Here is a 22,574-nt window from a genome sequence, read left to right as displayed (position 1 = left end):
ACGGAGGGAAATTTAATGGGAAAGATCTACTGCCTTATTGGAAAGAGCGGTTCCGGAAAGGATACTGCCTTCAATACACTTATGAATAAAAACATACCTGATCTTGAAAGGGTGGTCACTTATACCACCAGACCGATAAGAACAGGGGAGACCGACGGGGTCGAATATCATTTCGTCGATGAGGAAAAGCTTCATGAGCTCGAAAGTGCGGGAAAAGTCATTGAAAGGCGTACTTACCATACGGTACACGGCGACTGGAACTATTTTACCTGTACTATTGATATATCAGGAAAGACTGATCACATAATCATCTGTACGCCGGATGTTATCGACAAACTCTACGAAAAATACGACAGAAGTGACATAGTGGTGTTTTATCTGGAAATGGATAACGGTGAGCGGCTTAAAAGGTGCATAGACCGTGAATCACGCCAGAAAACGCCTGATTACAGCGAAGTGTGCAGACGCTTCCTTGCCGATGAGGCAGATTTCTACAGGGGACGCTCGGAGAAATATGGAAATCTCCATCGTATAGATGCCTCACAGAATGTCGGAGAAGTCGTAAAATGTATTGAAAATCTAATTGACAAGTACCGCGTATAAGTGGTAAAATAAATAGTGTGTGTGAGTGGACGTAAAAATGTTCACTGCATCGGGTACATCGCACCGCAGAAGATGTTTCCGAACACTAAGACTATTTTCAGGCTGCGGAGAAACGGAGTAAATTAATGGGACTTACATTAACTGAAAAGATCCTCAAAAACCATATCGTAGACGGTGAAATGATCAAGGGCAGCGAGATCGGTATCCGTATTGACCAGACACTTACACAGGACGCTACAGGAACAATGGCTTACCTCGAATTTGAAGCTATGGGTGTTCCGCGAGTAAAGACAGAACGTTCTGTTGCATACATCGACCACAATACTCTCCAGAACGGCTTTGAAAATGCTGATGACCACAGATTTATCGGAAGCGTAGCAAAGAAGCACGGCATTTATTTCTCAAGACCTGGTAACGGTATCTGCCATCAGGTACACCTCGAAAGATTCGGTATCCCTGGCAAGACACTTATCGGTTCAGACAGCCACACACCAACAGGCGGCGGTATCGGTATGATCGCTATCGGTGCAGGCGGACTCGACGTTGCTGTTGCTATGGGCGGCGGCGCATACTACATCACATGCCCTAAGGTAGTTAAGGTTGAACTTACCGGCAAACTCAGCCCGTGGGTTGCTGCAAAGGACGTTATTCTCGAAGTTCTCCGTATCATGTCTGTTAAGGGCGGCGTAGGCAAGGTTATCGAATACTGCGGTGAAGGTGTAAAGACTCTTTCAGTTCCTGAAAGAGCTACTATCACAAACATGGGTGCTGAACTCGGTGCCACAACATCAATTTTCCCTTCAGACGAAGTTACAAAGCAGTTCCTCAGAGCACAGGGCCGTGAAGAAGTATGGACTCCTCTTGCTGCTGATGAAGATGCTGTTTACGACGAAGAAATAAAGATCAACCTTTCGGAACTTGTTCCTCTTGCTGCATGTCCTCACATGCCTGACAACGTTAAGAGTGTTAAGGAGATCGGAAACATCAAGATCGATCAGGTTTGTATCGGTTCATGCACAAACTCATCACTCCTCGACATGATGAAGGTTGCTCACATACTCAAGGGTAAGACTGTTCATCCTGACGTTTCACTTTCTATCGCTCCTGGTTCTAAGCAGGTTCTCAACATGCTCGCTCAGAACGGCCTTCTCTCCATCATGATCGATGCCGGTGCAAGAATCCTCGAAAGTGCATGCGGTCCGTGTATCGGTATGGGTCAGTCACCTAACTCAAAGGGTATCTCACTCAGAACATTCAACAGAAACTTCCTCGGACGTTCAGGAACAAAGGACGGACAGATCTACCTCGTATCACCTGAAATGGCTGCCATCTCAGCAATTACAGGTGTTCTCACAGATCCAAGAGACATCGGCGAAATGCCTGACTTCAAACTTCCTGAAAAGTTCGTTATCAACGATAACATGATCGTACCTCCTGTTGATGAAAAGGATATGGACAGCGTTGAGATCCTCCGCGGACCAAACATCAAGCCTTATCCGGAAACTGCTCCGCTCGTTAAGGACATTAAGTGCAAGGTATCACTCAAGGTTGAGGACAACATCACAACTGACCACATCATGCCTGCAGGTGCAAAGATCCTTCCTCTCCGTTCAAATATTCCTGCTATTTCACAGCACTGCTTCACAGTATGTGATGAAAAGTTCCCTGAAAGAGCAAAGAGCCTCGGTCAGTCGATTATCGTAGGCGGCGCAAACTACGGTCAGGGATCATCAAGAGAACATGCAGCTCTTGCACCTCTCTACCTCGGAATCAAGGCTGTTCTCGTTAAGAGCTTCGCAAGAATCCACAGAGCTAACCTCATAAATGCCGGTATTCTTCCGCTCACATTCGTAAACGAAGCAGACTACGACAAGATTAATGAAGGCGACGATATCGAGATCATGAACGTTCGTGCAGATATCGAAGCAAACAAGACTGAACTCACAGTAGTAAACAAGACAACAGGTGCAAACATTCCTGTTCTCTGCGAACTCACAGGACGTACAAAGGACATCATCCTTGCCGGCGGTCTTCTTGACTACACAAGAGAGAACCTTAAAAAGTAATCAAAGGCATACGGGGATTTTACTATTGTATTTTATCTGTTCACCGGCTTTACAATAAGGAAGCCGGCGGACAGGTATTATAACTATTAATTTCAAAACAGGAGGATACTTCAATGGCAAAGATTCAGATGAAAACACCGCTCGTTGAAATGGACGGCGACGAAATGACAAGGATCCTCTGGCAGTGGATCAAGGATATCCTCATCCTTCCTTATGTTGATCTCAAGTCAGAGTACTATGACCTCGGACTTAAGCACAGAAACGAAACAGATGACAAGGTCACTGTTGAAAGTGCTGAAGCTACAAAGAAGTACGGTGTTGCAGTTAAGTGTGCTACAATAACACCAAACGCTGCAAGAATGACAGAATATGATCTCAAGGAAATGTGGAAGTCACCTAACGGTACTATCCGTGCCATCCTTGACGGTACAGTTTTCAGAACACCTATCCTTGTCAAGGGTGTTACACCATATATTCCTACATGGACAGCTCCTATCACAATTGCCCGTCATGCTTACGGTGATGTTTACAAGAACACAGAAATGCAGGTAAAGAAGGGCTCAAAGGCTGAACTCGTTGTTACAGATGCTGAAGGCAACGAAACAAGACAGGAGATCTTCACATTCAAGGATACAGACGGTATCATCCAGGGTCTCCACAACAAGGACAACAGTATCAGAGGCTTTGCAAGAGCATGCTTCAACTACGGTCTTGACCTTAAGCAGGACGTATGGTTCGCTTCAAAGGATACTATTTCAAAGAAGTACGACCACCGTTTCAAGGATATTTTCCAGGAAGTTTTCGATGCAGAATACAAGGAAAAGTTTGAAGCTGCAGGCATCGAATATTTCTACACACTCATCGATGACGCTGTTGCACGTGTTATCCGTTCAAACGGCGGCTACATCTGGGCTTGCAAGAACTATGACGGCGACGTTATGTCAGACATGGTTTCAACAGCTTACGGCAGCCTTGCAATGATGACTTCAGTACTCGTTTCACCTGACGGTATCTATGAATACGAAGCAGCTCACGGTACAGTTCAGAGACACTACTACAAGTACCTTAAGGGCGAAACAACATCAACAAACTCAGTTGCTACTATCTTTGCATGGAGCGGCGCTCTCAGAAAGAGAGGAGAACTCGACAATACTCCTGAACTCTGCGCATTCGCTGACAAGCTTGAAAAGGCTACTATCCAGACAATCGAAGAAGGCGTAATGACAGGCGACCTCTACCTCATCTCAAAGCTCGAAAACAAGAAGAAGGTTGACTCAGAAGAATTCCTCAAGGAAATCGGCAAGAGACTTGACGCTATGGCTTGATAAGCTTCACAATTATTCTTTTATACTAAAAAAGAGACAGTTCTGTTTTGTACGGAGCTGTCTTTTTTAGTGTCCTTAAAGGACCTAAATCACCGGAAATCCTTGAAATGACTGTCCCCTTGTAGTATAATATGTTTTATCAGAATACTACAGTATTCCGAAAACAATTGTGATGGGGGCAAAAAAATAATGAAAATGAAAAAAACACTTAGTCTGATCGCGGCAGCTTCACTTTTAGCGTCAATGACTTCATGCAGTCAGACAAACGATCCGCAGACGGATGATGTAAAAGTTACTACAGCAGAGACAGAAACAACAGTAACAGAAGTGCCGGCAGAAACAACTGTAACTTCAGCGGTATCAGAAACTACTCCTGTAACGTCGGAAGTCACAGCCGTATCACAAACCGCAGCTGTTACTTCGGCGAAGAAGGAAGAAGCGGCAAAAAAATCAGATGAAACTCCAAAAACTCTTCCGAAAGCTTCAGAAAAGGTCGCTGAAGAAAAGCTGAGTGACTTTTTCACGATTGACGCACTGCTTGCCGGATTCATAAAAACAGATGGATCAGATTCTGTTACAGTAAGCGGTTTTAATTATTACAGAGTTTTAGACGGCGAAAAGATATCTTCTATCGATGAACTTCAGAAGCTTATCAAAAACACGCTCTCAGGAAGTCTTGCATCAGAGAATACTGATCTCGTCAGTGAAATGTATGTCGAAAAAGACGGGAAACTGTATGCAAGAGAAGCGGGGAGAGGCTCTCTTTCTTTTGATCTCAGTCAGGGCGTAGTTCTTTCTGATGTTACTGACAGATCGTTTACAGTTACCCCAAATGAAAACAGTACTCTTTACGGTACGGGTAAATTTAAATTCGCAGCCGAAGACAATGAATGGAAAATCTTATCATATGAAGTGCTGACCGGCGATAACGGGGAGACGGAAGAGCAAAGCAGAGATGCTGTTCAGAAGATGGATACATTTTCAGATTTGCAGGGATTATTCTCAGGTGTTATTTCGTATGATGAGTCAGACAGTATTAAATCCGGATAAAACGGAAACAAGCTTTACTGCCACAACTAATGAATCAGATGCTCTTTATGGAACAGGAACAGCTTATTTTGTTCTTGAAGACGGTAACTGGCTCATTTCTGATTTCTTTTTCGATTAATAAAGTGAGTATGTAACGATTCTTTTCCTAAAAAAGAACAGCATATCCAGTCTGCGTGTTTTACGTAAACCGGATATGCTGTTTTCTTTATACAAAAAAGTGAACGCTGATGAGGATCAGGCGTTCACTTTATAAGGATCAGAACTATGGCAATGACTGTACCGATACCGAGAATAAATCCTATGGTACATGTGGCAGCAGAAAATTTATCGAAAACATATTTACGATTTTGGGAAAGCAGAACTGCGCATTCTTTGTCAGAACGGTAGAGTTTGTTCTGCATAAAGCCTTCTTCCGGGAAGATATTCGGATATTCTTTTCCGTCTACAGTGTACCAGGCGACTTTGAAACGGCTTCGCGGACTCTGGTCAATACGGGAAAAAGATGCTTTTTGTTTTTTTGAGGTGATCATAACTATAAAGAAAAAACTCAGAAGAATTACAGTTGCGGCATAGGCGAGTGCAATAAGTGCCAGTGCTGCAAAGACAAGATATATCTTTTTTACCCCGAGCATAAGACAAAGAACGACTATTACAGCGATTATAATTATTATCTCCACAGATGATCCCCTCCCTGAAAATACATTGAATCAGATCTGTTCAGTGCAGTTTCTTTATCAGTTTCATCGATTCTTCGTGAAGACGGGAATTCTCTTTGATAAGCATGGATTCTATCCTGCTCGGAGCTTCTGAATCAGGAAACAGTACTCTTATCCCGCGTATAAATCCGTGGATGTAAATTATCATACTGGTATAAAGGACTTCAACATCGGCTGATTCCGCACCCTTTGCATTTCTGTAAATAGTGTACTGTCTCTGAAGATATCTGGTCATATCTTCTATGATAGTGTGCTCTTTTACTGTTGTCATAATACCCCTCCGTGTTTCTGTATCATATCTCTCATGCCAGGGAGACACTGATCAAACTGGAAATACGCCATGATGCATTTTGGCGCGGTTCAGTGCCTGCTTAGCTATATAAGTCATTATATCATTGATCTGAAAAAAAACAACTGTTTATTGCATAAAAAAGTGCGTATCTGAAAAGGTACGCACTTTTACTGTGTTTGCGCGCCATGGGCGCGCTCTAACGGGTGAAAGTCCCGAACACGCCCAGATAGTGGGAAGTGTATAGCTGAACAGCAAGGGTGTCCATCGTGAGGTGGAATCTGAAGGAAGCTGTAGGCAAATCTCTGGTCCGACGAACAGAAATCACATACGAGGCTGGGCTGCGAGAGATAAGTTGGCATAGAACAACAAAGTCTAATAACTATCACATTTGTAGTAGCAAAGTAAATGTGGCGGATATATGGAGAGAAAGAGCGTGCACCTTAAGCGTGGAGGTCTCACAGGCAGTCTCATTAGCTGTAGTAACAACGAACTGTGAGAAGTCAGCCGAGCCCATAGTAGCGAAGAAGTTTCTGTAATGGAAATGGAGTGAAGGGGCGAACAATCAATAAGTTCAAGTATGTCTCGAATTGCAGAAATGACAAACATCTGCCGTAACCAATCGGGAAAAAGGGTGGTCAAATCAAGCGAGACGGAAAGGAAAGAACGCGTGGAAACAAATAATCTAATGGAGCAGATATTGTCAAGAAACAATCTTAACAGAGCATATCTGCAAGTCGTTCGGAATAAAGGAGCAGAGGGTGTGGATGGAATGAAATACACAGAACTCAAAGAACACCTTGAAAAGAACGGCGAAACAATCAGAGAACAGCTGAGAACAAGAAAATATAAACCTCAGCCGGTTCGAAGAATAGGAATACCCAAACCTGACGGCGGAGTAAGAAATCTGGGAGTACCAACGGTAACCGACAGATTTATCCAACAAGCTATAGCACAGGTACTTACACCAATTTATGAAGCACAATTCCATGAACACAGTTACGGATTCAGGCCAAACAGATGTGCACAACAGGCAATCTTGACCGCATTGGATATAATGAATGACGGGAACGACTGGATTGTAGACATTGACCTTGAAAAGTTCTTTGATACGGTAAATCATGATAAGCTAATGACACTGGTGGGCAAGACAATAAAAGATGGCGATGTGATCTCAATAATCAGAAAATACCTTGTAAGTGGAATAATGATTGACGATGAATATGAAGAGTCAGTCATTGGAACTCCACAGGGTGGATTATGCGAAGCTTTGCATAATCCACCTTATGCAAAGAAAAATATTATTCAAAGTAATTCGCATAAAACCAATAAAATCGTGATTCATGGGAATGTTGCTTTGCATAATCTTCTGTTTAAATCACAGTTTTGAAAGCCAGTTCATAAGATCAGTATTTTCATTCCAGTCTGGTAAATTAGTATCTACCAAATCGGGATAAGCATTTTCCAGAGCTTTTCTTTTGAGTTCGGAATCTGCTCTTGCATAAATTTCAGTAGTTTTAATGTCACTATGGCCTAAAAAATCGCGGATATAAATCAAGTTTACGCCAGCCTGTAAAAGGTGAACAGCTTTTGAATGGCGGAGCATATGACATTTAACTTTAACCGGTATTTTATCAGTCTTTTCTCGAGCCATTACTGCATATTTATTGAGAATATATGCAACGCCTTCTTTTGTAAGTTTACTATGCTGTTTGTTTGTGAAAAGAGGATAATTGCATTTATGAGGTAAATCAAGCTTGTTTTCAGATATATACTTTTGAACCAGAACTGCTGTATTGTTCATTATCGGTACACGCCGGATTTTGTTTCCTTTTCCTGTTAGTATAAGTATGGGATTAGAACCGGCAACAAAATCGGAGACAGAAAGATCAATAAGTTCCTGCACTCTTGCGCCGCTGTCATACAAAAGACTGAGTAAAGCCAGATCTCGTCTTCCTTGTGTAGTTGTTCTGTCCGGTTGTTCCAAAAGTAATCTAACCGCTTCAGGAGAAAGGTGTTCAACAATAGATTGTTTCTTTTTCTTCACAGGAATAGCAATAACTTTCTGGTAATGAAATAACGACTCCGGTGACTCAGACTGAGCATATCTGAAAAAAGCATGAAGAGCAGCTAATCTTAGATTTCTTGTAGAAACAGAACAATTTCTTTCTGTTTCCAACCATAGCAAAAATCGCTCTATGAGATCCGATGATAAATGATGCATGGAAAGTTTTTCAGGTTTGATTTTTTCTTCGCTTTCGCAAAAGTATAAGAGAAGTTTAAAAGTGTCTCTGTAAGCCTTTATCGTGTTTTTGCTGACATTTTTCTGCAGTGGAAGGTAATTCGAGAAGAAATCGGTAAGATGTTTAGAGAAATCTGTTGGAGTCATTGAAATTCCTCCATTTCAGGTATGATACCTTCACAATATCTTTCAAGTTTAAGTCTGATATCAGGAAATACATCAGCAGTCCATTTGAGATAGTAAGCCGTTTCATTGAATGTCTGATGACCGAGATATGTTCGCATAAGAGGAATTAATACCATCAGATCTTTTCCCTGTTCAGCCCATTCCCGCAATTTAAAAACACAATACGTATGACGGAAATCATGAACTCTTGGACCGTCTCCAGTATGTGATATTCCAGCCTTCCATAGAAAACGTCTAAAATTCTTGTACACATTTCCTAACGTCATAGGTTTTTCTTTGTATCCTGGAAAAAAGAATTCATGTGAACCTGAAGAATGAACCTGTTCTGAATACCTTTGAAGTCTGATAAGCATTGTTTTTGAAAGTGGTACTAATCGGTCATTGTGGTTCTTTGAATCAGATATTTTAAGTATGCCAAGATCCAAATCCACATCATCAACAGTTAGCATTCGAGCTTCGGAACATCGTAATCCACTGGAAAGAAGAAGCCTGAAGAAAACCGGCATAATTAAATGACGATATGGAACTTCAGAGCAGTATGTGCATTTATCAGTTGCTGAAAAAAAGCGTGTTAATTCATCAGGAGTATAAATATGCGGTATGTATTTATTGCCTTTAGGATAATATTTATTAGGCAATACCCACGCTTTAATACCAATGCTATTCAAATACTTTGAAAATTGCCTTACTAAAGAAGCGCGCGAACAATGGTTGTTGTCTGTTTCATGCAGTGTTTTTGAGCACCACTTCGTCACAGCTTCTTTTGATAATGAATCTAAGGAAACGCTGATTTAATCGACGTTAGTATTGACAAATTGTCGTATATATGATATAATGTAGTTAATAAAATATATTATGCGAGGTATTTTGATATGAACGGACAGTTAAGTTTCAGCGATATGGAATATTCCCTTAGAAAGCGTCAGGGAAAAAAAGAAGCGTTTCTTAATAGAATGGAAGAGATAATTCCATGGGATTCATGGATTCAGATAATCGCTCCTTACTATCCGTCAGGTAATCATGGCAGACCTGTAAAAGGTATCGAGACCATGCTTAGAATGTATCTTCTTCAGGATTGGTTCAATCTATCAGATGAAGGTGTCGAAGATGCTATTTATGATAGCTATGCAATGAGAAAATTCATGAAAATAAATTTTATGCATGAACAAGTTCCGGATGCAACAACATTACTGAAGTTTCGACATCTTCTTGAAGAACATAATATCGGCGACGCTATTTTCAAGGACGTTAATGATCGACTTGAAAAGGCAGGACTTATCATGCATGGTGGTACAATTGTTGACGCAACAATAATTGCAGCACCAAGTTCAACAAAGAATGCCAAGGGAGAACGTGATCCTGAAATGCATCAGACTAAGAAAGGCAATCAGTGGTATCATGGAATGAAGGTACATGCTGGAGTAGATGCTGGAACAGGATATGTGCATACAATAACCGGAACAGCGGCAAATGTGCATGATTCCACTGAAGCATCTAAGCTTATTCGCAATGATGATGAAATAATGTACGGCGATTCTGGTTATCTTGGTGTTCCGGCACAGAATGCCATAAAACAGGATGAGCATCATAAAAACATGAAGTTTGAAATCAATAAAAGACCGTCAAGTTTAAAAACCTCAGATGACTATAACGGTATTAACTGGGATAAAAAAGATGGAGCATGATAAGTCATCAGTAAGATGCAAAGTGGAACATGCTTTCCTCATTGTAAAGAATACATTTGGATACTCAAAAGTAGCATACAAAGGAATAAAAAAGAACATGAATAGATTCAATTTTCTATTCGCATCAGCAAATTTGCTGATGTGTTCTCGTGCAGGAAGAACTGCAGAATTTTGCAAGGGGTAAGTGTACCCTAATGCGGATTAATTCCGCAAAAAATAATAAAAAAATGAGGTAAATGCTCGAATAGCGATTCGCATTTCAATATTATTCCAATATTACAAGGATATTTTATTATATCACGACTTATTCAGCGTTTCCCTAAATCATCGTATTCTGATGAAAGAAAGCTTCCGAAACGTTTTAATATGCCTCTTTCGGTAGTGTATTTGTAACCAAGCGCCATCTTTAATTCAACGAAATCGCTCATTTCTTTAGCAAATGGTCCGGAAAATTCATTTTCAGCCAAGATCAATCGCCTCCTCAAAATCCAATGGACATTCAGAGAGCTGCTTCATATCAACTTTAAGATAAACGGCAGTAGAATTTGTATCTATGTGACCTATGATATCTGAAATCACCGGAAGAGGTGTTTCTTTTTCAAGAAGTACACTTGCCATAGTATGCCTTAAACTATGCATACCTCTATGCTTGTTTGCTGTTGAAATATGAGCCTTAATCATATAGGTTTTGATTAACTGATTAAGATGATCTTCATCTGAAAAAGGCAGAAACGGTGCAAGATGACGCACAAAAATATACGGACTGTCCACCTTAGGCCTTCCATATTTAAGATAATCAATTACAGCCCATCCGACATCCGGAACAAGAGGCAATTCCATTGGCTGTTTGGTTTTAGACTGAGTAAAACAGAGCTTTTTTTCTGACCAGTTAAAGTTTTCAAACCGAAGCTCTTTAATGTCCTTGCATCTTAAACCAAGCCGGCAGGCAATAAGAATAATTGCATAATCTCGTTTTCCTTTCGGATTTCCACGATCAATTGCTCCGATAAGTTTTTTCAATTCATCATGTGTCCATACTGAAGGAATATTTGTCTGCTTACGCGCCTTGATCATTGGCATTTCACTTGCCAGATCATGGTTTATCATTTCATTTTGATAAAGAAATCTGAAGAAAGCTCTTAGTGAACACATATTCTGTTCAATTGTTTTGTAAGTAAATCCCGCAAGAGTACGTATATATGCAAAGATGATATCTATAGTTACGTCATTAAAATCACTTATTTCATTTGCAGACAGGTAATCCATCATGTATGCTGACTGCTTAACGTAATGTCCGATTGTAACTTTGGAATAGCCTTTTTCAATACAGAAATCCTTAAATTTCACTCTGGCTTCAACAAATACCGGGTCTGTAAGGATTTCTTTATGCTTCATGTAACGTCGAAGTACCGCATGATGTATTTGAAAATCGCCTATCATACGAATAACGCGTATTTCCTGAGTTTCTTTTTGAGGAAGTACTTTGGCAAAATCATCTTGAGCTATTCCAAATTTATCTTTGAGAAAAGCGATTCCAAGTTGTTCAGTAAAGTATTCTTCATTATGCTCTTCAGCATAATTTATCAGCTGCTTCCATCTTCTTCGATAGAAGCACATGCTGCCTTCCGTATAACCAAGACGTAAAAGTTCCTGTTCCAAATCTGAAACCAAGTCAGATAATAGCTTTTGATTCATAGTTTACCTCCGAAAATATATTTTTGAGTTGTGAACTCATTATATATTCTCGGATATTATGCAAAGTTGTGCAATAGCAAATTACGAAAATTCGTGCTCTATGATGTGTTACTTAGCATAACAACTTTCTTTGCATAAGGTGGAAATCTCTCGCCACTGCTAGCCAACATCATGCTTAATGAACTCGACAAGGAAATGGAAAAGCGAGGTCTGAACTTTGTGAGGTATGCGGATGACTGCATCATCATGGTTGGAAGCGAAATGTCTGCCAGACGAGTGATGAGAAATATCTCAAAATTCATCGAAGATAAACTTGGACTTAAGGTGAATATATCAAAGAGTAAAGTAGATAAGCCGCAAGGCATAAAATATCTTGGATTTGGATTTTATCACGATAGAAAAGCTCATCAGTATAAAGCTAAACCTCACATGAAATCGGTACAGAAATTCAAGAAAAGAATGAGAGAATTAACATGTCGAAACTGGGGAGTAAGTAACAGTTACAAGGTTTCAAAACTGAACCAGCTTATTCGAGGATGGATAAATTACTTTAGAATTGGAAGTATGAAAAGACTTTGCCAAGAACTCGATATAAGAATAAGAGTTAGACTTCGTATGTGTATATGGAAATTTTGGAAAACTCCACGAAATAGAGCCAAGAACCTAATAAAACTTGGTGTTGAGAGATGGGCGGCATATAAAATCGCATACTGCGGAAATAGATATGCACGCCTAGCCCATAACGGATGGGTGCAGAAAGCCATAAGCAATGAGAGACTAGCCAAATTTGGACTAGTCTCGATGTTAGATTATTATAATAAAACGTTAAGTTGATTGAACCGCCGTATACGGAACCGTACGTACGGTGGTGTGAGAGGTCGGCGGCTCATTGCCGCCTCCTACTCGATATGGTTCAGAATATAACTGGTTTAGATGACTCACATCAATAAGATCACTTTCCCGGGAAACGGTATACCGGATCCCGGGACCGTTCAGTGATTTCTTATAAACAGTGTTTTATGATAACTTGTTCTTGAGCTTGATAAGGTCGATGATGGAGATTTTTCCGTCACCGTTTAAGTCAGCATTTTTTACGTTTTCTGACTTGATAGATGAAGCTCCGATAAGGTGCTTCATAAGAACGGTAAGGTCAGTTGTATTTACTGAGCCGTTGCCGTCAGCATCGCCTTCAACAACGTTGCTTCCGCCGTTATGAGTCGGTTCAGGTGAAGGACTCTGAACAGGTTTCGGAGATGGAGAAGGACTTGGAGAAGGACTTGGAGACGGGCTTGGAGAAGGCTGTGCCGACTGTGCTGCACTGACAGGGAAGATGTGTCCGATGAAGTTGTAGAACAGTGGTGTGCCTACAGAAGCGTCATGACCTGCACCCGGTACTTCAAACCAGATATTGTCCACGCCGTTCTTGTCATAAAGTTCATGATACTGCTTAGGGAATGTTCCAACGACAGAGTCGTTTGTACCTCCGCCTATCATAAGCAGATAAGGTGCAGTAGCAAATTTGAATTCAGATTCAGTCATGCTTCCGCGGTGGTTGAGGAACATATCCTGTGCAGGTACGATACCTGGAGCAGGGGATGAAGCTGCAACGTAACCGATCTTGTCACATGCCTTCATACCGATATAGAGTGACTCTCTGCCGCCCATTGAGAATCCGCAGATAGCTGTGTTTTCTCTGCCTTCAGCTACTGAATAGTGTTCAGCCATGTATGGCATAAGGCTTTCAGTGAGATCGTAGAGGAAGTCATCATAACGGTCCATAGCATCCTGTGTGATGCCCTGCGCTCTGTCTGACTTTGGATCTGTATACATTTGTGTAAATACGATGATGAATGGCTTTGTTATACCTTTCTTGATGAAGTATGAAGCCATTTCGCAGATTCCCCAGCCTTTTGTAAGGTCGTCTTCGCCGCCCATTACGCCGTGATTTACGTAGAGAACAGGATATTTCTTTCCTTCTGTGTAGCCTTCCGGAAGCCATACGTTTGCAGGCTTCTGTCTGTTTGCTTTCTTTGACTGGTATTTTATCTTTGTAAGCTTGCCTGAGTCAGTCTGCTTTGCCTCAGCAGGTACGTTTGAAGTAAAGTCGGCCTTTGCCTGTTTCTGAATATCAGAAAGACTGCCTGAGAATGCTGACGGCTGTGGGTTTGAATTTGTGTCAGGATTCTGCTGTCCGTTTGGATTCGGGTTCTGATTTACACCAGGATTCTGAGGGTTTGTCTGACCCGGATCCTGTCCCCAAGGCATCTGGCCCCAAGGCATTTGTCCCGGATCCTGTCCCTGACCCCAAGGCATCTGGCCCCAAGGCATTTGGCCTGGATCCTGGCCCTGTGTCGGATTAGTCTGCCCCTGTGAAGGGTTTGTGTTTCCGCTGCCGGTTTCGCCGATAGTGAGCTTTGTTACGTTAGCCTTACCGCTGCTTTCCCATCCTTCAACGTTGAGAGCAACTTCAGTAAGGTTACCTATGTTCCAGCCTGCGTCTGCCCATGCCTTGAAGTGATCTGATACTGTGATAGTACCTGATGTTCTCTTTGACTTGCGGACACTGAAGTACTGCTTGAATGTTTCGTTTGTACCGAGGATAGTAGGACCTGTGTGATCGAGCTGGAAGATCTCGTATTCAGCACCGTCGATCGTAACTGTCTTGCTTGCACCGTTTGGCTTCGGGCACCAGTTTACCCAGTCTTCGATGATGTAGTATTCAACGAGAGGATTCTTCATCCAGCCGTATACGCAGAGTCTTGAGTTACCCTGTGAGCTTGCTGAATAGTCAGCAGCGTAGTCCATTACGATAGGACCGTATTCGGTAGCTTTCTTTGTAGCGTCATAGTTTCTGCCTCGGCGGGCAAGGAAGTTACCTCTTGAAACTGTAGCGCTCCAGTCTGTGCTGAATGTACCGCCGCTTCCGAGCGTCATGGAACCGCTTCCGCCAGTGTTGTCAAGCCAGATCTCATAGCTGTAGCCGTCAACGTTGTCGGCTTTGTGCTGTGTCTGACCATTGCCTACAGTGAATTTCTGTCCGACCTGATCTGCAGCTTTAACAGTCAGTATATCGTTTACACTGATCAGTTCCGGCGATGCTGCGACAGGCAGAGCCATTGATAATGCTATGAAACAACATGCGATCTTATTTGTGTGTTTCATTATACCACCTCTTTCTTTGCACTCAGTATACAACTTTTCATAATATATGTCAAGTTCGATAATAATCCGGCGGTATTGAATTTTTCATTGTGCAGTATCACTAATGGCTCGACACTTTCATAGACAAATGTTTATTTGGATACGGAGAGGAAATGTGCAGTATGCCAAAAATGTACGATGATTTTTTGATGTAAACCGGATGACTGTAAGTAAATGACTAATGTCAATTATTTGACAAAGTTTCGTCACAGCTGAAATAGCTTAAAATTTAAGCTAATTAATTTTTTAATAAAAGAATTAAGTAAATAATTATCACTATCGGGTAAAAATAATACTTGCAGGATCAGCAAATAACGGAGATAATATTTACGAATACGCAATCAAGTCACATTCGACATATGACCAATTTAAGTACTGATATAATACAAAAGGAAAAGTCCGCCTGTATTTACTACAGACGGACTTTCCCGGGTTGGATTGAATTGGATCAAATAAGTTTATTTCTTAATTTGATAAGGTCAAGAATTGAAACTGAACCGTCACCGTTAAGGTCAGCTGCCTTTACAGCGTCTCCTGTAAGCTTTGAAGAACCTACAATGTGCTTCATAACTGCGATGAGGTCGCTTGTGTTGACTGAACCATTCATGTCAGCATCACCTGCTACAAATGAAGGTTCCGGATTATTTACCGGTGAAGGTGCCGGAACGTTGATAACTACAGGTGAAGGTGACGGACTTGGTGATGGTGAAGGACTTGGTGACGGGCTAGGTGAAGGAGAAGGTGATGGTGAAGGACTTGCAGCAGGTTCAGTTTTCTGTGTTGAACCTGAAGGTACCTTAACGGCCATTACTGACTCATATGCCGGCTTTGCCTTGTATCCTGAGCTGAACAGGAGAGGATTGTTTTCTCTTCTCCAGCTGATGCTGTCGTTTGTACCCCATACTGTAACTGCAGGGATCTGATCAGCGTGGTCAGCTGCCATCTGGAATACGTCTGCAAAGAGCTTAGCCTGTGTATTGAAGTCTGAACCGCATGTGATATCGAGCTCAGTGATCTGAACATCGAGACCTGTGCTTAAGAACTTTTCAAGACCTGTCTTGTAAACCTGAGCGCTTGGATAGCTGATATCAAGGTGAGACTGCATGCCGATACCATCGATAACACCTTTTTCCTTGAGCTTCATAGCGATATTGTAAATATCGTTTGTTTTTGCAGGAATATATTCGTTATAGTCATTGATGTAAAGTTTGCATCCCTTAGGAGCATACTTTCTTGCATAAGTAAATGCGTTGATAATGAATTCATCGTTGCTGTCGCCGTAAACCTTTGTCCAGCCTGAATTGCTGCCCGGACGGAGTCCGCCGCCGTCATTTACGAAGAGTTCGTTACATACGTCATAAGCGTAAACTTCAAGGTTCGGATATTCCTTTGCAAGAAGGTCAAATGTATCCTTGATGAAGTTTTCAAGACGCTGGTTCATTATATCCTTTGATACATAGCTTCCGTTCTGGCTGAAGTTCTCTCTGAAGAACCAGTCAGGAGTCTGGCTGTACCATACGAATGTATGACCTCTGAGAGCGATACCGTTTGATTCACAGAACTTAAGTGTCTGAGCTGCTCTCTGGAGAGATACCTTAGCTCTTGTGTTGTCAGAGCCAGGTGAAAGGAGAGCGTCCGGTTTGAGTTCGTTTTCAGGAGTGATAGAGTTGAAGTGCTTCTTGATGAAGTCTCCGCCTGAACCGAGTTCATTAGGACTTACAGAAGTACCACTCTTAAAGCAGTTTGCAAACTTGCCCTTGAGTGAATCAGAAGATGTCTGGCTGTTGCCCGGATTCTGATTCTGAGCTGGCTGCTGATTCTGACCAGGATTCTGCTGCCATGGGTTCTGCTGTTCACCCTGCTGAGGATTCTGCTGCCAAGGGTTCTGCCATGGATTCTGCTGTTCACCCTGCTGTGGGTTCTGCTGCTGTGGGTTCTGCTGCTGCGGATTCTGCTGAGTATTGCTGCTTTCACCGCTGCCTGTACCGATAGTAAGTTTGCTTACGTTAGCCTTACCGCTGCTTTCCCATCCTTCAACGTTGAGAGCAACTTCAGTAAGGTTACCTATGTTCCAGCCTGCGTCTGCCCATGCCTTGAAGTGATCTGATACTGTGATAGTACCTGATGTTCTCTTTGACTTACGGACACTGAAGTACTGCTTGAATGTTTCGTTTGTACCGAGGATAGTAGGACCTGTGTGATCGAGCTGGAAGATCTCGTATTCAGCACCGTCGATCGTAACTGTCTTGCTTGCACCGTTTGGCTTCGGGCACCAGTTTACCCAGTCTTCGATGATGTAGTATTCAACGAGAGGATTCTTCATCCAGCCGTATACGCAGAGTCTTGAGTTACCCTGTGAGCTTGCTGAATAGTCAGCAGCGTAGTCCATTACGATAGGACCGTATTCGGTAGCTTTCTTTGTAGCGTCATAGTTTCTGCCGCGGCGTGCAAGGAAGTTACCTCTTGAAACTGTAGCGCTCCACTCTGTATCGAATGTACCGCCGCTTCCAAGTGTCATTGAACCGCTTCCGCCTGTGTTGTCAAGCCAGATCTCATAGCTGTAGCCGTCAACGTTGTCAGCTTTGTGCTGATTCTGACCGTTGCCTACGCTGAACTTCTGACCGTTTGCAGCACTCTGCTGTCCGCCAGGATTCTGATTCTGAGCCGGCTGCTGCTGCCAAGGGTTCTGCTGCTGTCCGCCCTGCTGCCAAGGATTCTGCTGTCCGCCCTGCTGTGGATTCTGCTGTCCACCCTGCTGCGGATTCTGCTGCTGATTGTTACTGTTACCTGAACCGCCGATCTGGAGGTTGTTCTTCTTAACGTTTGCCTTACCGCTTGAACGGTAACCTTCAATGTTGAGGGCAACTTCGTACATCTTGCCCATCTTCATTCCGGATCTTTCCCATGCAGCGAAGTGATCAGATACTGTAATAGTACCCTTGAGGTTCTTCATCTGGTTTACCTGAGCAGGATTTGTCTTGTTTACGCTCCAGTACTGCTCAAATGTTTCAGTTCCGTGGATTGAAGGCTGATTTACTCGTGTTGATGTATAAATGTCGTATGTTTTTCCGTCAGCAGATACTGTACCCTTGCCACCCTGCTGTCCCGGTGGTCTCCAGTCGCCCCATGCTTCTACGATGTAATATTCGACTGTTGGATCTTCAGTCCATCCGTAAACGCACATGTATGAGTTACCCATTGGCTGATAGTCTACATCATAATCGATACTGATGTTGCCGTAATCCTTATAACCCTTTGTGCTTCCGAGTTTTTTACCCGTACGGAAGAGACAGTTTTCGATTCCGCTCCATGAACAGCTGAATCCACCGTTTGATCCGAGCTGCATGTCGACGTTACCTGTGTAGTTCTGATTCCAGAGCTCGTAGTCGTAACCGTCAGCGGTCTTACCAGTTTTCTGCTGATCAGCTGCCTTAACTGTAAGGACGTCCGATAAGCTGATCATTTCAGCCGGCGCTGCAAAAGGCAGAGCCATTGATAATGCGATGAAACCACCTAAAACTTTTTTTGAGTGTTTCATTTTACCACCTCTTTCTATGATCATAGTATACAACTTTGAAAAAACTATGTCAAGATAGATAGAAAATGTGTCTGTTCGCAATATATGATATACAAAGTGACGAAAATGGACCGAACAAATATTTTGAAAGAAAAATGAAAGCTATCTGGTATGTTGATAATGCACTGTATGTACCATAAATTAATGCGTGCATTATATGTTTAGCATGTTTTCTGCCAATATCAAGCCGCAGGAGCAGTTTTCCGGTTTATATGATCAGATCACCTTTTTCCCTGGAAAAACAAATTTAAGTAAGCCGTATTTATTTAAGTAGTAAAGATTATGCATGAAACCGTAAAAAAAATACCTGATCCGGAATACTATATAATAGTGGAACGTCATTTTTACTATCATGTTTTGTGTGATTGAAAACTGATGAATGTGAAAAAAGTCCACTGTATTTCTTCACATTCAGCTTATACCGGTATTACTTTCTTTTCGAAAACTGTACATAAAATTATCACATAAAAGAGTAAAATATAATTATAGCAAAAAACAAAACAGAAAACGGAAGCTTACTGAAAGCAGTCAGCTTTTCTCAGAAATACAGTTACGTCACTGAACGTGACATTGAAAAGGAGCAGATAATTATGTTTGAAAACAAATACGATTCAACAACAAACACAAAAGAAGCTGAGTACGTTCCGGTTCAGGAAACATCCGCAAAGAAAAAAGGCGGTTTTAAGAAAGTAATAAAAGGTATCGGAGTTCTTTGCCTTATGGGAGCAATCTCATTCGGTTCAGTAAAGGGATATCAGTACTATAATAACAGTAAAGAGGAAAACCTCAGTGTTTCAAAAGAAACTTCATCAACTGAAGAAGCTGTTTCATCTGACAGCGCAGGAAGTGACTACGAAGTAGAAAGCCTTCTTCAGCTTTCAAAGAGCGATGGTGCTCTTACAACACAGGAAGTTTACGAAAAGGTGCTTCCGTCAGTAGTAGGTGTAACTTCAACATTCACTTATCAGGCACAGAATTCATACGGCGGATTTTTCGGATATGGCCAGAATGATTCACAGGCCGGTGAGGTTTCAGGTACAGGTACCGGCATTATAATGTCAGCTGACGGTTACATTATAACAAACGCTCACGTTATCTACGAAGCTCAATACGGCGGTAAGGCAAGCAAGGTAACTGTTCTTTTAAGCGACAAGACTGAACTTGAAGCTGATATAATCGGTTACGACACTCAGACAGATATTGCAGTTCTCAAAGCAAAGGATGCAAATGATCTTACACCCGCTGAATTCGGTGACAGCTCAGCATTAAGCGTTGGCGATACAGCTCTTGCAATCGGCAATCCGCTTGGCTTCGATCTTTTCGGAACCCTTACAGTAGGTTATATTTCAGGACTTAACCGTGAAATAGCAATGGATGACAGCGTAATGCACCTTATCCAGACAGATGCTGCTATCAATAACGGTAACTCAGGCGGTCCGCTCGTAAACGACAAGGGTCAGGTTATCGGTATCAACTCAATGAAGCTTTCAAATAATTACAGTTCATCAGAATCAGCTACCATTGAAGGTCTTGGATTCGCTATTCCGATCAATGAAGCACGCGCGATTGTTGATGACCTTATGAACAACGGTTATGTAACAGGCAGACCGCAGCTTGGTATCACTTGTCAGAACGTTACTTCAACACAGGATTCTTCACTTTCAGGTGTTAAGATCCTTGGTATGAATGAAAACGGAGCAGCTGAAAAGGCAGGTCTTAAAGTTGGTGACGTTATCGTAGGTGCTGACGGCAAGCAGGTCGGCAGTATCTCAGAACTCAATCAGGTCAAGAATCAGTTCAAGGCCGGAGATACTCTTAAGATCACAGTTATCAGAGATAACAAGTATGTTGATATAAATGTAGTTCTTGAAGAGGCTGTAATTGAAACAGAATCTTCTGAAGAAAATACAGAAGAAAAGCAGCAGGACAGCCAGAATCCTGAAGATACACAGCAGGATGAAGGCCAGAATGAAGAAGCACCTGATCCTTCACAGTTCGGATACGGCAATGGCGGCAATGACGGAAACGGCGGTCAGTATCCGTACGGCGGCGGTTCACAGAACGGCGGATTCCCGTTCCCGTTCTCAGATTTCGGCTTTGATTTTCCGTTCTGATAATATGAAAATTATGCGGTTTGACCGCAGCAACAGTGAACGAAAAATTAATATTTCGTTTTCTTAAAATGATATTTCCATCTCTTTCATAAATATACACTTGACACACAAAATCCCTCCCGCTGATGGCAGAGTATCCTTTACCGGATATTCTGCCATCAGTTTTTTTATTATGGATATACAAACGTTACATTGATATGATATAATGTTTATAGTGAAAGGGAGATGATACCTCATGAACGTACTTCTGATAGAAGATGAATTCAGACAACATTCCTCCGGAACTTGTGAAAAATATACTCTGAAAAACAGAACTCCCGTATGGAAAAACCATATGGGAGTTCTGTTTATTATATATGAGCAAATGCGGCAGACGGTTCTTATTGAAGCGTTATTTCATGAGCGTTCCTTTTAGAAGAATAAGGTCTGCTATATTGAGTTTGCCGTCACTGTTTAAGTCACAGGAAATACGGTCTGTTGATACATGTTCTTTGCCGGTGAGAAGATTTATCATGTCGGTAAAGTCTGCTGTATTCAGTGTACCGTCAAGGTTTACATCACCAGGGAAAGGTTCTGCAAGTTTCGGACCGGGATGATCAGGTTCAGTTGTGACAGCAGGTTCTGTTGTTACCGGCATAGTTGTTGTCTCTGGTAATGTGGTCTCGGACGGCAGTGTAGTTATTACCGGTTCTGCAGCGGTGACTGATGGTTCCGGTGAAGAAGTGCGGTTTCCGAGATATTCTTTGATAACACCGGCCCAGTATATACCCATCTGCTTATAGCCAGTGTCATTCGGATGAACTCCATCCTTAAGATAGCTTTTTACATCAGTAATGGTATGGTTTATGTCGCCGAAGTAAATGTTCTTTACACCGGACTTCTGCTTTGATTCTACCAGTGCTTTTACCTGTCCGTTGTATTCTGCAATCTGGTCACCGACCCATTTTTCAGCATTGACATCGGAGACAGGTGTCCAGTCAGCAAGATGTCTGTAGTTTGCGAACCAGTCGTAAACGCCTTCGCGGTTCGGGTCAAGATCAGGGATCGTTGTAACGAACAGAGCGTCATCTTCATCTATGTTTTGAAGAATGTAGGTCACGAGTTTGTCGAGTCGCTTTCCGGCTGTGTCTATTTCATGGTTGTCGATTATATCGTTTGTACCTATCTGAAGAATGACAATGTCCGGATCGTACTTGTTTACGTAATCTCCGTTTTTAAGAGTTTCGAGTATTCCGTTTCGTCCCGGATATTCCTCAATTGCATATCCGCTGTATCCGCAGTGAGCATTATCGTATCGGAAAAACGCACCTGAAACAGGATCGGTGTATTCGCCGTCGCCCCATGAAGCGTTAGGACCGGTCATGTCGATGGAATAACCTGCTTCGGTAAGTTCGTTGTAAAGAAATTTTCTGTAGGAGCCTTCTGTGCCGTAACCGTCAGTGATGGAGTCGCCGACCGGAAGTATTTTTATTGTCTCGTTTGTTTTATTATCAGTTGCATCAGCGCTGACTCCGATTCTTACGCCGGTAAGGACAACAGCAGCCGTGCATATCAGTGCAATATATTTTTTAGCGTCCATACTCAGAACCTCCGTATTATTGATATAAGGAAACGCTGAATTATTCATAAATCAGCGTGGGGATCCGGGGCGAAGCCCCGCAGATCCCGCCTCCGGAAATCCGGCGAAGCCGGATTTCCACTTTGATCAGTGTTTCCTATATTATACACCACGATACTGAATTTTTCAATATTTTTGGTTGATTTAAGTAAAAATTTTAGTTTTAAGAAGGCTTGCCAAGAGGTCTGAGACGTGTTATAATGTAAT

Annotated in this window: 17 protein-coding genes and 2 pseudogenes; 10 read left to right on the top strand and 9 right to left on the bottom strand. The window is 42.1% G+C overall.

Features of this window, described 5'->3' with window-relative positions; all coding sequences use genetic code 11:
• The first annotated feature begins 15 nt into the window (after positions 1-15).
• The 5 genes from CC97_RS07515 to CC97_RS20070 all read left to right on the top strand — a co-directional run bounded on the left by CC97_RS07515 (position 16) and on the right by CC97_RS20070 (position 5,162).
• Positions 16-603 (top strand): hypothetical protein, encoded by a 588-nt coding sequence (locus CC97_RS07515; protein ID WP_044974464.1) that lies wholly within the window; start codon positions 16-18, stop codon positions 601-603.
• Positions 604-728: 125 nt separating this feature from the next.
• Entirely contained in the window at positions 729-2,669 is a 1,941-nt protein-coding gene (locus CC97_RS07510; RefSeq protein ID WP_044974463.1) for an aconitate hydratase, read from the top strand.
• Positions 2,670-2,782: 113 nt separating this feature from the next.
• Positions 2,783-3,994 (top strand): NADP-dependent isocitrate dehydrogenase, encoded by a 1,212-nt coding sequence (locus CC97_RS07505; protein ID WP_044974462.1) that lies wholly within the window; start codon positions 2,783-2,785, stop codon positions 3,992-3,994.
• A 189-nt stretch (positions 3,995-4,183) separates the two neighbouring features.
• On the top strand, positions 4,184-5,044 hold the full coding sequence (locus CC97_RS07500; RefSeq protein ID WP_044974461.1) for a hypothetical protein: 861 nt from the start codon (positions 4,184-4,186) through the stop codon (positions 5,042-5,044).
• Positions 5,013-5,162: a hypothetical protein gene (locus CC97_RS20070; RefSeq protein WP_156036820.1), complete on the top strand. Its 150-nt coding sequence runs from the start codon at positions 5,013-5,015 to the stop codon at positions 5,160-5,162. Before CC97_RS07500 ends, CC97_RS20070 begins: the two co-directional genes overlap by 32 nt.
• Before the next feature lie 124 nt (positions 5,163-5,286).
• On the opposite strand, the gene CC97_RS07495 is transcribed toward CC97_RS20070, so the two are convergent.
• Positions 5,287-5,721, bottom strand: a complete 435-nt coding sequence (locus tag CC97_RS07495) for a hypothetical protein (RefSeq protein WP_044974460.1) — start codon at positions 5,719-5,721, stop codon at positions 5,287-5,289.
• 40 nt (positions 5,722-5,761) lie between these two features.
• The gene (locus CC97_RS07490; RefSeq protein ID WP_044974459.1) at positions 5,762-6,031 is read right to left on the bottom strand and encodes a hypothetical protein; all 270 of its coding nucleotides are present in this window, start codon (positions 6,029-6,031) and stop codon (positions 5,762-5,764) included.
• A gap of 790 nt (positions 6,032-6,821) precedes the next feature.
• On the opposite strand from CC97_RS07490, the gene CC97_RS07485 reads away from it, so the two are divergent.
• Positions 6,822-7,439, top strand: a complete 618-nt coding sequence (locus CC97_RS07485) for a reverse transcriptase domain-containing protein (protein WP_347493867.1) — start codon at positions 6,822-6,824, stop codon at positions 7,437-7,439.
• On the opposite strand, the gene CC97_RS07480 is transcribed toward CC97_RS07485, so the two are convergent.
• Together CC97_RS07480 and CC97_RS19550 are read right to left on the bottom strand one after the other, a co-directional pair.
• Positions 7,428-8,438: a site-specific integrase gene (locus tag CC97_RS07480; RefSeq protein ID WP_044974458.1), complete on the bottom strand. Its 1,011-nt coding sequence runs from the start codon at positions 8,436-8,438 to the stop codon at positions 7,428-7,430. The genes CC97_RS07485 and CC97_RS07480 overlap by 12 nt on opposite strands.
• Positions 8,435-9,115 carry a tyrosine-type recombinase/integrase gene (locus CC97_RS19550; protein WP_242848154.1) on the bottom strand — a complete coding sequence of 227 codons (681 nt, stop codon included), beginning with the start codon at positions 9,113-9,115 and terminating at the stop codon, positions 8,435-8,437. Before CC97_RS19550 ends, CC97_RS07480 begins: the two co-directional genes overlap by 4 nt.
• Positions 9,116-9,349: 234 nt before the next feature.
• Here CC97_RS19550 and CC97_RS07470 point away from each other — a divergent pair.
• Positions 9,350-10,346 (top strand): annotated as a pseudogene (locus CC97_RS07470) (IS5 family transposase).
• A 124-nt stretch (positions 10,347-10,470) separates the two neighbouring features.
• Here the strand turns inward: CC97_RS07470 and CC97_RS20065 are convergent.
• Together CC97_RS20065 and CC97_RS07460 are read right to left on the bottom strand one after the other, a co-directional pair.
• Positions 10,471-10,629: a hypothetical protein gene (locus tag CC97_RS20065; RefSeq protein ID WP_156036816.1), complete on the bottom strand. Its 159-nt coding sequence runs from the start codon at positions 10,627-10,629 to the stop codon at positions 10,471-10,473.
• The gene (locus CC97_RS07460; RefSeq protein ID WP_044974455.1) at positions 10,622-11,857 is read right to left on the bottom strand and encodes a site-specific integrase; all 1,236 of its coding nucleotides are present in this window, start codon (positions 11,855-11,857) and stop codon (positions 10,622-10,624) included. The genes CC97_RS20065 and CC97_RS07460 overlap by 8 nt, the downstream gene beginning before the upstream one ends.
• A 150-nt stretch (positions 11,858-12,007) precedes the next feature.
• On the opposite strand from CC97_RS07460, the pseudogene CC97_RS21560 reads away from it, so the two are divergent.
• Together CC97_RS21560 and CC97_RS21555 are read left to right on the top strand one after the other, a co-directional pair.
• A pseudogene (locus tag CC97_RS21560) lies at positions 12,008-12,229 on the top strand (reverse transcriptase domain-containing protein); the annotation flags it as partial.
• A gap of 57 nt (positions 12,230-12,286) precedes the next feature.
• A complete protein-coding gene (locus CC97_RS21555) occupies positions 12,287-12,691 on the top strand; it encodes a group II intron maturase-specific domain-containing protein (RefSeq protein ID WP_347493865.1) in 405 nt (134 codons plus the stop codon).
• Positions 12,692-12,874: 183 nt separating this feature from the next.
• Here CC97_RS21555 and CC97_RS18720 read toward each other — a convergent pair whose 3' ends face one another.
• Complete coding sequence (locus CC97_RS18720; RefSeq protein ID WP_049962756.1) at positions 12,875-15,019, bottom strand: glycoside hydrolase family 11 protein; 2,145 nt, start codon at positions 15,017-15,019, stop codon at positions 12,875-12,877.
• A 487-nt stretch (positions 15,020-15,506) separates the two neighbouring features.
• Positions 15,507-18,521, bottom strand: a complete 3,015-nt coding sequence (locus tag CC97_RS18715; RefSeq protein ID WP_242848204.1) for a glycoside hydrolase family 11 protein — start codon at positions 18,519-18,521, stop codon at positions 15,507-15,509.
• 704 nt (positions 18,522-19,225) lie between these two features.
• Between CC97_RS18715 and CC97_RS07435 the strand changes: the two genes are divergently transcribed.
• Positions 19,226-20,749, top strand: coding sequence for a trypsin-like peptidase domain-containing protein (locus CC97_RS07435; RefSeq protein ID WP_049962754.1), 1,524 nt, complete (start codon positions 19,226-19,228; stop codon positions 20,747-20,749).
• 391 nt (positions 20,750-21,140) lie between these two features.
• On the opposite strand, the gene CC97_RS07430 is transcribed toward CC97_RS07435, so the two are convergent.
• The gene (locus tag CC97_RS07430; RefSeq protein ID WP_044974454.1) at positions 21,141-22,328 is read right to left on the bottom strand and encodes an SGNH/GDSL hydrolase family protein; all 1,188 of its coding nucleotides are present in this window, start codon (positions 22,326-22,328) and stop codon (positions 21,141-21,143) included.
• Between the last annotated feature and the right edge of the window lie 246 nt (positions 22,329-22,574).

This window comes from Ruminococcus sp. HUN007 (assembly GCF_000712055.1).
Taxonomy (GTDB): Bacteria; Bacillota; Clostridia; order Oscillospirales; family Ruminococcaceae; genus HUN007.
This window is presented reverse-complemented; position numbering and strand designations above follow the sequence as displayed.